The following is a 13,848-nucleotide window of genomic DNA, read 5'->3' on the forward strand; positions in this document are numbered from 1 at the left end:
GAGTGGCACGAATGCTAGTTGTGAAATAAGCAATGCTGTAGTGAAGATGAGGGCAGGCCCCTCGGCTCGGCATACAGGTGCCGAAGCCAAACCACCACTAAGTTGCTGTGGTAAAGAGCCATGGTGGCGAGCGTTAGTGGAAAAGGCATCGTAAGAGGTGCCAGGTGAGTGTTAAGAAGACGAGCGAAAGCGAACCGATCGATGAGGTGTCGAAAGGATTGGACGATGTCAGAACCGGGAACCAGTAGCTCCCCGGGATAAGTAAGGAAGTTACCTGTTTACTGACCTTACGGCATCCGGCATATAGACGGCGTGATCTCAACACAGGCTTTAATGCGGAACGTGCGAACCTGTCGTAGCGATGCCAAGGGAAAACCTCAAGCCGGAGTGCCAGCAAGAGGGAAAGTACCGATGCGCTTCACGGGGGCGGAACTCCTCGTACTACTGTTGAAGGCTCTGTAATGGGGCTGGAGGGAAGGGGGAGTATTATTCAAGTTTTAGAAAACATAGAAGGAAACTGCTTAACAGCAGGAGGTACAGAAATGAAGAAAACAAAACCATTTACAATTGGAAAACTAGAAGTAATGAATGCTTACAACAAGGTTAAAGCGAACAAAGGAAGCGGAGGCGTGGATCAGATGAGTTTACAAGACTTTGAGCTAGACAAAGCAAACCGTCTGTATAAACTGTGGAACCAGATGAGTTCTGGCAGTTACATTCCCAGTGCGGTGAAGTTGGTTGAAATCCCGAAGAAAGGTGGCGGTAAAAGGCCGCTGGGCATTCCTACTATAGTAGACCGAGTGGGTCAGACCGTAGTAAAAGACCTGCTGGGAAAAGATATGGACAAGATCTTCCATGAAGACAGTTACGGCTACCGTGCAAACAAATCAGCCCATCAGGCAATCGAGCAAGCCCGTAAGCGTTGCTGGAAATTTGACTGGGTGATAGACATGGATATCCGTGGCTACTTTGACAACATTCCGCACGATCTGCTGATGAAAGCTGTGAGAAAACACACGGACATCAAATGGGTGCTGCTATACATTGAGAGATGGTTAGTGGCACCATTGCAACTGGAGGATGGAACCATAGTGGCAAGAACGAAAGGCGTTCCGCAAGGATCGGTAATCGGGCCATTATTGGCTAACCTTTACTTGCACTACGTCATGGACTTATGGCTAAGCAGGAACCATCCTGACTGCCCGTTTGAGCGTTATGCAGATGACAGTGTGATCCATTGCGCAAGTAGGCCGAAGGCTGAAAGAGTACAGCAATTATTGGGAGAAAGAATGCAGGAATGTGGACTAGAAATGCATTCTGAGAAAACGAAGATCGTGTATTGCAAGGACAGCAACAGAAGAAGGAAGTTTGAACCCTACGGCGAGTTTGACTTTCTTGGCCATACATTCAGGCCAAGACAAGCTCAACACAGTGGCCGTAAAGAAACTTTCAGCAACTGGCTGCCTGCAGTAAGCATGAAATCGAAACAGTCTATGACTGAGAAGATGAAAAGCTGGACGATACTTCGGGCATCAGATGTACAGATCGAGGATATAGCGAAAGCAATAAACCCTGTTTTAAGAGGCTGGATCAATTACTACGGTAAGTTTTACCGAACAGAATTAAAGGACTTTATGCAAAATGTAAATCGAATGATTGCCCGCTGGGCACGTCGCAAGTACAAGAAGCTCCGAACGAGCTTGCTAAAAGCCATCATGTGGCTAAAGGGAATATCAGTTAGACAACCAGCCTTATTTCCGCATTGGGAGTTCGGTTCAAAACCTTTTTAAGAAATGGGAAATAACAGAGAAATCCAAGTCCAACCTTCGCACGCGGGATGCTTGACATGAAGTCGATGGTTGGATAATAAGAGCCGTATGAAGGGAAACCTTCACGTACGGATCTATGAGAATCTCGGGTTGAAATACCCGGGTTTACTTAACAAGTTAACCATGCTATATACCCGATGGATCATATGATTCATCGGGTTTTTTATGTCATAATATTTCGGCTGAGCAATCCGGTATTTTTACTTTTCAATAGAAAAAGAAATCACCTTAAATGTTTATCCGTTCCCGTTTTTAAATTTCATAACGTAGTTTTGCAGATAAACTTTTTTCTGTGGCAGATTCAGACCCCAATTCGGTTATCGTAAAACCAGATGCATTCGCCGCTTTGCGGTATAAAGAATTCAGATCATTCCTCGGCATGCGGTTCTTTTTTACACTTGCTTACCAAATGCAGGCTGTTGTTATCGGCTTTCATATTTACGATTTAACACACGATCCATTAAAATTAGGCCTGGTAGGTTTATGTGAAGCTATTCCTGCCATTGGGATTGCATTATATGGTGGTTACATTGCCGATAAGAGTGAAAAAAGAGGTTTATTGATCAAAATCTTTTCTGGCGTGTGGCTGGCTTCGGTTCTGATGCTCATTATTACCAGTAAATACCTTCATCTTAAAGAGGATCTGATTGTACTCATTATGTACGGACTGGTATTTTGTATTGGTATCGCCCGTGGTTTTTTTGGCCCCGCTACATTTTCACTAATGGCTAAAATTGTACCGAAAGAGTTGTACCCAAATTCGAGTACATGGAATAGCAGCAGCTGGCAATTTGCAACTATTATCGGCCCGGTTGCAGGAGGTTTCGTAAACTGGTGGTGGGGTATTACCGCCGCATATGCATTTATTGTTGTACTGGTTTCTATCTCACTGATCTGCATTTTCAATTTCAAGAAACACCCTTCTACCTATGTGCCGAAAGAGAATATATTTCACAGTTTAAAAGAAGGAATCCAGTTTGTTTTCAAAACCAAAATGATGGTTTGGGCGATGAGCCTCGATCTCTTCTCGGTATTCTTTGGCGGTGCCGTAGCTTTGTTGCCCATGTTTGCAAAAGATGTTTTTCATTTGGGTTCCTATGGGTTGGGCATGATGAGGGGAGCGGCATCACTAGGTGCTGTGCTAACTATGCTGGCCATGACACGCTTTTCGCCAATGGGGAAACCCTGGCGTAACTTATTAATTGCGGTAACGGGCTTTGGGTTGAGCATAATCTGTTATGGCTTATCTAAAAACTTCTATTTAACATTATTCTTTTTGTTTTTAGAAGGGTCTTTCGATAGTGTAAGCGTAATTATCCGTCAAACCATCATGCAATTGCTTACCCCTGATGATATGCGCGGACGGGTTTCGGCAGTAAACAGCATGTTTATCGGATCGTCTAATGAAATCGGCGAATTTGAATCAGGACTATCGGCGAAGTTATTAACGTTGGTACCTGCGGTGGTTTTCGGAGGAAGTATGACAATAGCCATTGCTGGCATTACCTGGTTAAAAACAAAATCGCTGACCAAATTGAGTTTGCAGGATATTAACGAGCAGACGACTAAAACTGTTTAAAGAGTTGTCAACTTTAATAACGCGGTTGTTAGAAAGTTGACAACTCTGAGATCTACGTTTTAACCACTCTTTTAATTTCAAATGACTTGGGCATGCCCCAAGCTGCGCAAGGGTCGGGCTATCCGTTCCAATCTTTTTTGATGAAGAATCAAAAAAGGATTTCCACTGCTATCCCTCATGCAAAAAAAAGTTGTGCCTTTGTTCCTTGGTGGTAAAAAATAAATGGTTCGTAAGGATACAGACCATTGCGATAAGAGTTGTCAACTTTAATAACGCGGTTGCCAGAAAGTTGACAACTCTGAAATACCTGGTGGTGAAAAACAAATGGTCCGTGAAGACACGGACCATCGCTACATTAAAACTTCTTATTCTTACCCCACATCAGATAAATGATTGAGCCTAAAAACGGCGCCAAGAGGATAATGATAAACCACAGTACTTTTACCGGGAAAACCATACTGCTGTTTCTCGATATATGGTACAATGCCGCCAATATCAATGCGAGCCAAAGTATGGCAGCGATAATGATGATAATTGCAATCTGATTGCTTTCTACTTGAGCTAGTAACATGATAAAATCTTTTTGTTCCTAAGCTTCAACAACTCTTTCGCCAATTTGTTGGCGCCACATGGCCTGATATAAACCATTTTGTGCAATTAGCTCTTCATGGCGTCCCTGCTCTATGATATGGCCTTTCTCTAACACATATATTTTGTCGGCGTGTTTGATAGTTGATAAACGGTGCGCAATTAAAATCGTAATGTGGTCGGTTAAATCTGAAACAGAGCGGATGGTTTTGGTAATTTCTTCTTCGGTAATCGAATCTAAAGAAGAAGTTGCCTCATCAAAAACCAGGATATCCGGTTGGCGGAGTAATGCCCTTGCAATGGATAAACGTTGTTTTTCGCCTCCCGAAACTTTAACACCACCCTCACCGATTAACGAATCTAAACCTTTATCGGCGCGGGCCAGTAAAGTCTGACAAGCAGCCTGGTTTAATACCTTATAACATTCTTCGTCGGTTGCATTTGGATTAACAAACAATAAGTTTTCCCTTATTGTACCAGAGAACAACTGCGTATCCTGTGTTACGAAACCGATTTTCTCGCGTAAGGCATCCAGATCAATATCGTTGCTTGCAATGCCGTTGTATAAAATCTCGCCATCTTTTGCAGGGTACAAACCAACCAGTAGCTTAACCAATGTAGTTTTTCCAGAGCCAGATGGACCAACAAAAGCAATCGTCTGTCCGTTGTGGGTTTTGAACGAAATATTTTCTAAGGCATTTCTATTGGCCGTTTGGTGTTTAAAACCCACGTTGCTAAAAGTTAAATCCTTAATTTTTGCAATTGAGGTTGGATTTTCTGGTTTCTTGTCGATTGGCGTGCTCAGGATCTTTTTAAAATTACCTAACGAAACTTCAGCCTCGCGCCAGGCCAATATTACATTCCCCAATTCCTGTAAAGGACCAAAAAGGAAGAAGGAATAAAATAAGAAAGAGAAATACTGTCCCGGGGAGATGGTGTTGTCGAATATTAACAATAACAATACAACAATCATCGAACTTCTAACCAGGTTTACCGTAGTGCCCTGAACAAAACTCATGCTACGCACATACTTTACTTTTTTAAGTTCTAAACCTAAAATTTTGTAGGTGGTTTTGTTTAACCTTTCTATTTCCTGATCGGCCAGACCTAAACTTTTAACCAGTTCGATGTTTCTTAGCGATTCGGTTGTAGAACCTGCCAGAGCAGTGGTTTCGCCAACAATAGAACGTTGGATGGTTTTGATTTTGCGGCTTAAAAACCAGCTCACAAAACTGATGATCGGGATTGCAGCAAAATACACCAATGTTACCTTATAACTGATCGAAACCGAATAAACGATTACGAAAACCATCCCAATTAAACTTACAAAAAGCACACTGATAAAAGAAGTGATAAACTTTTCGGAGTCTAAACGTACTTTTTGAAGAATGCCCAATGTTTCGCCACTGCGCTGATCTTCGAAAACCTGATAAGGTAATTTTAAAGAGTGCTGTAAACCATCAGCATACATTTTTGCACCAACTTTTTGAACAATTACGCTGGTAAAGTAATCCTGAAAGTTCTTCGCGATACGCGATACCATTGCCGCACCGATGGCAAGGCCAATGAAGCCTAAAGCACCCCAGATATAGGTGCTTTTATCACTGAAAGATGCTCTTTTGTTGATATATAAATCCAGAATCCTTCCGGTAAAGTAAGGATCCATTAAAGAAAAGCCAATATTTATACCTGCAAGCAATAGTGCCAAAGCCACAATCCACTTGTGGTTTTTGAGGTAGTTGATTAATAATCCCATTAAGTTTTGTTGTTTGTGAATGCAAACATAAAAAAAGGGAACGGATAAAAATCCATTCCCCTTTTTTATGACTTTAAGCTAAGATACTTAGCTAACATTTGTTAAAATCCATAACGTAAACCGATTTGCGCTTGCCAAGGGTTACCCGTTGGAATTACAATTCCTGTATTGTTTAAACGGTAGTTGTAGTTGGCGCTTGCAGCATCATATCCCGTAACCGCATATAGTGCTTGCGTACCCAAAGTTTCTGATGTACCCCAGGTTTTCTTAAATAAGTTGGCTACGTTAAACAAATCGCCTGAAATTTCAATGCTTTGTTTTTTACCCTGGCCAAATTTAAACTGATAGGCTAACCTTAAATCAACTGTTCCATAAAAGCCGTTAATACCGCCATTACGTTCAGCAAAAGTACCTTCGTATTTTGTAATGTAATCTTTTAAACTTTGGCTTGCATCACCATTTGCCAACAATGCCTGTAAAGAAGTTCTAAGCGCTGCCGGTACATTTGTATTTGATGGATTAAAGATATATGCCAAATCGTTTGTTGCAACAAAATCACCATTGGTATTGCCACCAGATAATAAACTATATCTGGTACCACCAATACCCGAATAGCGAATACCAGCTTTAATGCCATGGAATGATGGTAATGTTCCATAAATAATTACCTTATTCCGGAACTGACCATTAGAATAAGTCATTTTACTTAAATTCCTTGGATCATCAACTACTGGCAGCGATAGCGTTGCAGAGTTGGCTACGTTACCGTTGAATGAGGTATTGTCTTTGGCATCGTTCCAGGTATAACTTGCCGAAATTTCCCCATCTTTAAAGTATTTCCAGGAAGCATCTACAACAACAGCAAATTGATTTACTTTACCTTTACTATTCAATTCTAATACACGGCCAAACTGGTTGGTTAAGCGGCCCAGTTTCCAGTCTGTATTTCCGTTACCTGTATTAATCGAGTTTGCGGGTACATATACACCCCTGTTTCCTTCATTCGATAAGGTGAAGAAAGGATTGGCCACCATATTTCTATCCACATACATATAGTTATTACGGGCTAAAGTTGCATAACCGGTAATGCCGATACGTATTTTATCGTTGATTAATTTGTTATACGATAAGTTCGCTTTGTAAACCACTGGTACTTTGGCATCCTCAGCGTAAGTATTTATGGTTGGGATTTGTAATGCTGGTAGCGTTGGTGCGGTAGCGGTTCCGTTCCTGTAACCGATAAAATCTGGCTTTGGTACACCTGTACCTGTAACATCAACAGTAGCCAGGTGTTTACCATCAAACGTTAAGTTGTTAATGGTTACATAATTGTTTACATCTGATCCGAAAATCCCGGCGCCCAAACGTAAGTAATCGGTATGGTTTTCATTAACATCCCAGTTAAACTGGATGCGGGGCTGAATTAAAAATTGCTTTAATTCATGATCTGTTCTTACACCAATGGCATCAAACAGTTGTTGATTAAGCGGCGATGTTGGATATTGGCTATAATCTAAGCGTAAACCGCCTGTAAAGTCTAAACCTTTACCGAGTTTGGTTTGCATTTGGCCATAAATAGCAGAATTCCATAACTTGCCCACAACACTTGGGTCGGCAACTAAAGGTACTTCCCTGTAATAGCTTATCGGTATCAGGTTATCAAAATTTTGTAAAGCCTTTTGTTCGTTTCCTGCCGCAGCGGTACCCGATCTGTTAAATGTAAAACGTCCGTTCACCTCACTGCCGTATAATGATAGGGCATGGGTATACATAATATCTACCCCAAATGTGTATTTAATTTTGTCGGTATTATAGTATAAATTATCTACCAATTGGAAAACGTTATTGGTAAAACCTTCCTGCCCAAAGCGATGCCCACCAATTTGAACTGCAGTAGTTAATATACTTCCAGTTGGCAAAGTAGATTCTAAGTTAGAAACAACAGCCCTGGGGATAGCAAAACCCAGCTCATCGTTTTGTGTACTGGCCTGATAGGTGTATAAATGTTGCACCTTTAGCTCGTTGGTAACCTTACTGCTCACGGTAGAACGCAATGTAGCCAACAAACTGTTGTCGACATTTTTATCGGTGCCATAACTTTCGTAAAAGTTTATCGCAGTATTATCGGCCAAACCAAGTGGGTTTCTATCGTTGGTATAGTTATCACGTACGGTTAATAAGTTTTTATCGTTAATCTGCCAATCTAAACGTAAAAAGCCTGCATCTGTTCCTCTTTTCTTATCGAAAGAACCAAATTGAGGTGTATTGGCTACACCATATTTGCTTCTGGCAACCGCTAAAAAGTTATTTAGTGTAGCGTTTGTCACATTAAAACGGGCCTCATCTGCTGAAGAGTTGATATCGGCAATAATTAATGGTCGCGAATCTCTCTGATGATCCCAGGCAGCAAAATAATGTAATTTATCCTTAATAATTGGTCCGCCTAAACTAAATCCGTACTGGTATGTAGAGAAATCGTTTACTCTTTTATTTCCTCTAATGTCGTAGGTGCTGGCTAAAAAATCGGCCCTGTTATAAGCAAAAGCACTACCTGTAACTTCGTTGGTACCCGATTTTGTTACGGCACTGATTGTACCACCACCGGCACGGCCTAAACTTACATCATATTGGTTGGTAACCACTTTAAATTCCCGAACACTTTCGATAGAGATAGAGTATGGCGCACCGCTTCGACTAGTTGTACTGCCAGAAGATGTTGGGTTTTTTGCTGTCATACCATCAATAGTGAAGTTGGTAGAAGAGCCCAGCTGACCAGATATACCACCTGGGCCAGATAAAGGAGATAAATCTGTTAAACTAGAGAAATTACGGCCGTTTACCGGTAATAAGTTCATTGTTTTTGACGAAATTTCGGTAGATGCACCAAACTGTTGCACTTTGTTTCTTAACGAAGATCCATTAACCTCTACACCATCGAGGTTTTGAGCAGTTTCCTGCATGTTAATGGCCACCCTTACAGCATCGCCCTGGTTTAACATATAACCTGTTCTGTTTTGCTCTGCATAACCGATGTAAATGGCTTTAACCGTATAAGGGCCACCTAAAGGAAGCTCTTTAAAGGTGAACTCGCCCTGGGCATTGGTTGATGTTCTGGTGGTAAAACCAGTTGAGTTGTTCCGGATCTGTATGGAAACGCCAGGAATTCCTTTCTTTTGTTCATCCGTTACAATACCGGAGATTGATGCCTGGGTTGTTTGTGCCAGTACCCGGTTTGGGACAAGACAAAACAGCAGCAACACTGCAATAAGTAAATTTTTCATCATCGTTTGTGTTTTTTAGGGGTGAGGAAGCTTGCTTGAGTGTATTTATTTTTTTGCCGCTCAAGCAGGTTTCATCATGATTAGTTTTTTGGTTTTTTATGATCACAAAGATGTTACTATGCTGTTAACTGAATTCTGATTTAATATTAATAATAGGTTTACTCCTTGGCGGTTTTTAGTGCCGATGTTAAAATAAATGCCGCAGATAAATTAATATTTGGCCTTTCGTGTTAAGATAATGTTAGCTGTTTCTCTTTGGCAACATATTGATTAATAAATTTTTGATAAAATTATTTCCACTTTTATCAATAATGATTAATTTAGTTATACCATTACCAGCCAACAGGTCTGTTTCGCTGGCAATATTTCCCTAATAAGGTGTTTGAACACCGAATCTCATCCCAAAAAGGCGAAAGCCGAATTATCCCACATTAAACGTGCTTAGGCGTAAAGCCTGATGGTACGTTGTTTTAATAATTTTTTATGCTGGAAGCTGACCAAACGTCAGTTGAGGCGAAACATATGATGCTGTATGCTGACCAATTGACTGTGTAAACAAAGCAATTGAAGGTGGAAGTGTAACAATTGATAGTGGAAGCAGAGCATTGCGCACTGTAAGTGAAACAATCGGCACTTGCTGCTCAGCAAAGCACATTGTATAGTAAACAATTGAGTATGGCAATGAAACATACCGCTGTTATTGCCAAACATTGGAGACTGTTAATAAAGTACAGTGCTATGATAAGCAAGCGATACCAAAAGAGATAAAAGAAAACAGTTTATAACATATACCTAAAAACAAAAACAATGACACAAAAAGAAGAGAATTATCTAACCATGGCGAATGTAACGCTTCAGATATTGAATGCGAATAAATCCATCTGGTCTGATCAGGCCGCATTCGGTAAAATTGTAGGCGAAATTGAAGAAGATGTAAAAAGTATAAATTTAGCGATTAACCGCAGTGGTGTAAAAAGCACCGGAGCTACGGCAACCAAATACCAGGCTGCGGATGCCGCCATTAGCCGTGCGGTTAAATACGCTGGTTTGGCACAGATTCATGCACTGGAAATTGGGGATACCATTTTGTTCGATGCATTGAGTACATCGGTAACCCAATTCGAACGTTTGCCCGATCAACAATTGATACCGGCATTGGAAAATATTTATGCCCGCATTGAAGCTTTAGCAGAAGAACTAAAACCCTATGGCGTTTCGAAAGATGATCTTGAAATATTCCAGAAACATATTGAGAATTTTAAAAAGCATAAAGATAACCCGAGGGTAGTAATAGCCGAACGTAAAGGATTTAACAATGCCATTCCAACATTGCTGGTGGAGCTTAAAACCTCTTTTTTTAAGTTAGACCGGTTGATCAAAATCTGGGAAAGCACCCATGAAAAGTTTGTTGCCGATTATGAGAATGGGAGGATTGTGATTCCGCTGGGCGCGAGGCATAAAAAGGATGGAACTATATCCTAGCGTACGCGGGACACTTGCGCCAGCCAGAAAAAAGAGGTTAATTCATCAAAATCACTATCTCATTTGGGTTGATGCGATGGGCTCTTTTTTTGTAAAATTATAGGGTACAGAATTTATTATGGCAAAAACTAAAAAGATAAACGTTCAGGGAGTTGATATTATCTTGTATGAAGATAATGAGCATGATTTCATCTCGCTGACTGATATAGCACGACATAAAGACCCGGAAAATACTGATACCATCGTTCAGAATTGGATGAGAAACCGAAACACCATTGAACTTTTGGGCTTTTGGGAAACCATTTATAATCCAGGTTTTAAACCCCTCGAATTCGAGGGGTTTAGAAAAAAAGCAGGGCTGAATAGCTTTGTAATGACACCAAAACGGTGGATAGAAAAAACTAACGCTATTGGTATTGTTTCAAAATCGGGAAGGTACGGAGGAACTTTTGCCCCATTTCAAAAATCAACTACCAAATCCATACCGATCGATAAAAGAAAACCTGATACCAAAAACAATTACCAAGTAACAAGCGAGTTTTGTTAATCACTTTAGCCAGAGTCATGATTGAAGATTCAATAATACAATTAGAAGAAAACATTCCTTTAACAGATGCGGATCTAAAACACATCCAAACCCAGGAAGAAGGAATTAAAAGTGTTTTACCGGCTATTTTAGGCGGGTGTACACTCTTTATTATGGTGTTTATTACTTTTTTAATTTGGGATCACTTTGTAAATTTCAGGTACTACGAATATATCTTATTTGTAGGTGCTGGCTTTGCGATGTATGGTTTTTGTTATTTCTTCGCCTTGCTGGTGATGCGGTACGATAGTGCCAATTGGAAAAAGGATAAAGCCCAGGGTAAAAACAAATTGACAAGTGTAGTGATCAACCGCGATAAAACAGAACATGCGGAATATTTAACTTTTGCGGGGCCTGCTAAAAATGATAAAATCAGGATTAGGGTAAAGCCAGAAGATTATTCGCGTTACCCGGTAGGTGCAAAACTAACTGTTACCTATTTAAAGTTTAGCAAAGAAGCGCTTGAGCTTGTTGAACGATAAAATTACAGCCGCTGGCGCAGGCAAGCTCGGTGTTGGCTTAAACATAAACAGAATTTATTGGCAACAAAACATGAAGCTATTTAAAAATACACGTGACTTTAATTTAGAAGAGATGCAGATTTTAAATCTGCGTTTAGCCGGAGAGCAAAAGAAGTTGAAAGAAATATTAAAGTATAAGAAAATCCTGATCCATGGTATAATTGCATTGATATGCATTGCTTTAATTAAAATAACGGGGAATGAACTTTTGCTTATTGGTTTGGGTACCATCGCGATGATTTCTCTTGGTTATGTCCTTTTTACTCCAATATGTATTTATTACGACCAGAAATACTTGAGAGCTGAAATAAAAAAATTAAATGGCTACATTAATAATGGAAAGGCAACTGTTTTTGGTATACATTCGAAAAGGATTGCAGAAGTAGCGGCAGTTGTAGATGAATTTACAGGAGGAACACCGGCTTACTTTCTGGTAGAACTTGATGTTGAAAGCGTGCTGTTTTACCGGGATACTCAATACATATTTATAGCAGGCTTTCCTTGTTTAGATTTCGATATTTATGCCACCCATGATGCTTTTTTTCTGGGAAAACCAATATGTCCACTCAGCAAAATTATCGACCCAATTATTCTTGATGAAAAAGCTAGATGCTGTTATGAGAAAAAATTTGGAACGCCGACATTTGGTATTAAAGATATCAACTTCGATAAACTTATCGGCCAGTATAATAATTGCTAGCATTGGTTGATACATTAATTGAATAGGAAGTAACTCCATGGAAACAATTTTGATTATCGTAATAATTGCTGTAGTAATTGGTTTAATATACTATTTTCTAAATAGGCATATGGGAAACGCGTACACCAGAGAGATGATCAATCAGCTTGAACAGATGCCTGATGAGGAATGGACAAAACAGGTAAACGATAGACAGTCACAACTTGAAAAAACCAGATTTAAAAATATAGTAACAAAGGAATCTTTTGTTTATTTCGGACAGGGTAATTTTATACAGTCGGGAAGTAATGTCGCGCAGGCTAAATTTTTGAAAGTTGGCGAAAACCAAACTTATATAGAAGAGTTTTACACCGAGCCCCGCTACTCAGTTGTAGGAAGATACGATAACGAATACTATATTATATATTTCGATGGAAAAGCTTATGTATCGTTGTCGCTGCTACAGACTTTCTACCTTTTTGATGAATCGAAGTGGCGTAAGGTATTATATCCGGTTGAATATGTTGATGGCTTTGGCTATAATTTTATCGAATTTCTAAAGCTTTCACTTCCTGAACGACAGGCAGATCAAAAATGGTTGGAAGATACCAGTACTGAAACCTGTAATAGGTTTTACTTTAAAGACTTAACTGTTGAAGAAATTTTAAATATATAATTATGTTACCCGTAACCAGGGCTTAACTTAATGACTTTGCGAGTGCACCAGCAGAGTAGGTAGTAACTATTTTGCTGGGGTTAATTGGTTTTTCGACAAATATTCCTGAAACTGTTCAAAAGTCATCTTTTCAGTTTCTTTCGCAATTTTCTCTTTTATTTCTCTAAAAACTTTTACTGTATCGAACTTTTTTTCTGTTTTATTCTTCGTTTTCATTGTATACTATTTCTTTTGGTGAACGAATGTCATCGTTAGCACAAGCGGAACGCGTGCGCTAGAATAGCTAGGTAATATTACAGTTCGTCCAACGCTATCAGTCCTTTGCCTCCGCTATAATCTATTGCACTGCTATATTTCCAATGCCAGGCCTCATCAACATAGCCAGCAACAACCGGATTTTTGTGTAAGTAATTGACCTTTTGTTCAATAACTGCTGTACTCCACAATTCTATTGGTTGATTGTTATGCTGCCAAAATTGATATTCTGTAACATTACTGCTTTTTGAACCGGCCCGCTTAAACATCCACAGCAGCCATTCTCTTCTACTTTCCTTTTTGTTCTCTTTAATTGCTTTTACAATTTCTTTAGAAGTATACGATTTTATCCTGCCCAATAGAACGTCGGGATTATTATTCTTTGCACTGAATATTAAATGTAAATGACTTGACATGATGCACCAGCAATAAAGCTCTAAACCGAGGTTTTTTCTACAGTGAGTTAAGCTATCAACCATAATATCGCAATATAAACGCCTCACAAAAACATCTATCCAATATACCGTTGCAAAACTGACAAAGTATAATCCTTCCTTATTATGAAATTTGTATTTACGGCTCATTTACAAATTTTACATAAAGTATCAGAACTATA

At 39.7% G+C, this 13,848-nt stretch carries 12 protein-coding genes; 7 read left to right on the plus strand and 5 right to left on the minus strand.

All coding sequences use genetic code 11. The features are described from left to right. Window positions 1–542: 542 nt before the first annotated feature. Window positions 543–1,790 carry a group II intron reverse transcriptase/maturase gene (gene ltrA, locus R2S57_RS00005; protein ID WP_316843074.1) on the plus strand — a complete coding sequence of 416 codons (1,248 nt, stop codon included), beginning with the start codon at window positions 543–545 and terminating at the stop codon, window positions 1,788–1,790. A gap of 331 nt (window positions 1,791–2,121) precedes the next feature. Continuing rightward, the gene (locus R2S57_RS00010) at window positions 2,122–3,408 is read left to right on the plus strand and encodes an MFS transporter (RefSeq protein ID WP_316843075.1); all 1,287 of its coding nucleotides are present in this window, start codon (window positions 2,122–2,124) and stop codon (window positions 3,406–3,408) included. Between the two features lie 355 nt (window positions 3,409–3,763). Here R2S57_RS00010 and R2S57_RS00015 read toward each other — a convergent pair whose 3' ends face one another. From R2S57_RS00015 to R2S57_RS00025, 3 genes are all read right to left on the minus strand, one after another. Beyond that, entirely contained in the window at window positions 3,764–3,979 is a 216-nt protein-coding gene (locus R2S57_RS00015; RefSeq protein ID WP_316843076.1) for a PLDc N-terminal domain-containing protein, read from the minus strand. An 18-nt stretch (window positions 3,980–3,997) separates the two neighbouring features. Further along, the gene (locus R2S57_RS00020) at window positions 3,998–5,752 is read right to left on the minus strand and encodes an ABC transporter ATP-binding protein (protein WP_316843077.1); all 1,755 of its coding nucleotides are present in this window, start codon (window positions 5,750–5,752) and stop codon (window positions 3,998–4,000) included. Between the two features lie 101 nt (window positions 5,753–5,853). After that, window positions 5,854–9,036, minus strand: a complete 3,183-nt coding sequence (locus R2S57_RS00025; RefSeq protein WP_316843078.1) for a TonB-dependent receptor — start codon at window positions 9,034–9,036, stop codon at window positions 5,854–5,856. Window positions 9,037–9,840: 804 nt separating this feature from the next. Here R2S57_RS00025 and R2S57_RS00030 point away from each other — a divergent pair. The 5 genes from R2S57_RS00030 (at window position 9,841) to R2S57_RS00050 (ending at window position 12,977) form a co-directional block, all read left to right on the plus strand. Then, a complete protein-coding gene (locus R2S57_RS00030; protein WP_316843079.1) occupies window positions 9,841–10,515 on the plus strand; it encodes a hypothetical protein in 675 nt (224 codons plus the stop codon). A 118-nt stretch (window positions 10,516–10,633) separates the two neighbouring features. Then, a complete protein-coding gene (locus R2S57_RS00035; protein ID WP_316843080.1) occupies window positions 10,634–11,062 on the plus strand; it encodes a KilA-N domain-containing protein in 429 nt (142 codons plus the stop codon). Between the two features lie 17 nt (window positions 11,063–11,079). Beyond that, complete coding sequence (locus R2S57_RS00040) at window positions 11,080–11,583, plus strand: hypothetical protein (RefSeq protein ID WP_316843081.1); 504 nt, start codon at window positions 11,080–11,082, stop codon at window positions 11,581–11,583. Between the two features lie 70 nt (window positions 11,584–11,653). Further along, window positions 11,654–12,322, plus strand: coding sequence for a hypothetical protein (locus R2S57_RS00045; RefSeq protein WP_316843082.1), 669 nt, complete (start codon window positions 11,654–11,656; stop codon window positions 12,320–12,322). A 109-nt stretch (window positions 12,323–12,431) separates the two neighbouring features. Beyond that, window positions 12,432–12,977 carry a hypothetical protein gene (locus tag R2S57_RS00050; protein WP_316843083.1) on the plus strand — a complete coding sequence of 182 codons (546 nt, stop codon included), beginning with the start codon at window positions 12,432–12,434 and terminating at the stop codon, window positions 12,975–12,977. Window positions 12,978–13,043: 66 nt separating this feature from the next. Here the strand turns inward: R2S57_RS00050 and R2S57_RS00055 are convergent, their stop codons facing one another. Together R2S57_RS00055 and R2S57_RS00060 are read right to left on the minus strand one after the other, a co-directional pair. Then, window positions 13,044–13,193: a hypothetical protein gene (locus R2S57_RS00055; RefSeq protein WP_316843084.1), complete on the minus strand. Its 150-nt coding sequence runs from the start codon at window positions 13,191–13,193 to the stop codon at window positions 13,044–13,046. Between the two features lie 77 nt (window positions 13,194–13,270). Further along, entirely contained in the window at window positions 13,271–13,816 is a 546-nt protein-coding gene (locus R2S57_RS00060) for a transposase (RefSeq protein ID WP_316843085.1), read from the minus strand. Between the last annotated feature and the right edge of the window lie 32 nt (window positions 13,817–13,848).

The sequence above is a fragment of the Pedobacter psychrodurus genome (assembly GCF_032678585.1).
GTDB lineage: Bacteria > Bacteroidota > Bacteroidia > Sphingobacteriales > Sphingobacteriaceae > Pedobacter > Pedobacter psychrodurus_A.

Excerpts from the sequence above, each read along its gene's own strand:
- R2S57_RS00060 (WP_316843085.1), bottom strand. The coding sequence starts at position 13,816 with ATGAGCCGTAAATACAAATTTCATAATAAGGAAGGATTATACTTTGTC.
- R2S57_RS00035 (WP_316843080.1), top strand. The coding sequence starts at position 10,634 with ATGGCAAAAACTAAAAAGATAAACGTTCAGGGAGTTGATATTATCTTG.
- R2S57_RS00045 (WP_316843082.1), top strand. The coding sequence starts at position 11,654 with ATGAAGCTATTTAAAAATACACGTGACTTTAATTTAGAAGAGATGCAG.
- R2S57_RS00055 (WP_316843084.1), bottom strand. The coding sequence starts at position 13,193 with ATGAAAACGAAGAATAAAACAGAAAAAAAGTTCGATACAGTAAAAGTT.
- R2S57_RS00030 (WP_316843079.1), top strand. The coding sequence starts at position 9,841 with ATGACACAAAAAGAAGAGAATTATCTAACCATGGCGAATGTAACGCTT.
- R2S57_RS00050 (WP_316843083.1), top strand. The coding sequence starts at position 12,432 with ATGGGAAACGCGTACACCAGAGAGATGATCAATCAGCTTGAACAGATG.
- R2S57_RS00040 (WP_316843081.1), top strand. The coding sequence starts at position 11,080 with ATGATTGAAGATTCAATAATACAATTAGAAGAAAACATTCCTTTAACA.
- ltrA (WP_316843074.1), top strand. The coding sequence starts at position 543 with ATGAAGAAAACAAAACCATTTACAATTGGAAAACTAGAAGTAATGAAT.
- R2S57_RS00025 (WP_316843078.1), bottom strand. The coding sequence starts at position 9,036 with ATGATGAAAAATTTACTTATTGCAGTGTTGCTGCTGTTTTGTCTTGTC.
- R2S57_RS00015 (WP_316843076.1), bottom strand. The coding sequence starts at position 3,979 with ATGTTACTAGCTCAAGTAGAAAGCAATCAGATTGCAATTATCATCATT.
- R2S57_RS00020 (WP_316843077.1), bottom strand. The coding sequence starts at position 5,752 with ATGGGATTATTAATCAACTACCTCAAAAACCACAAGTGGATTGTGGCT.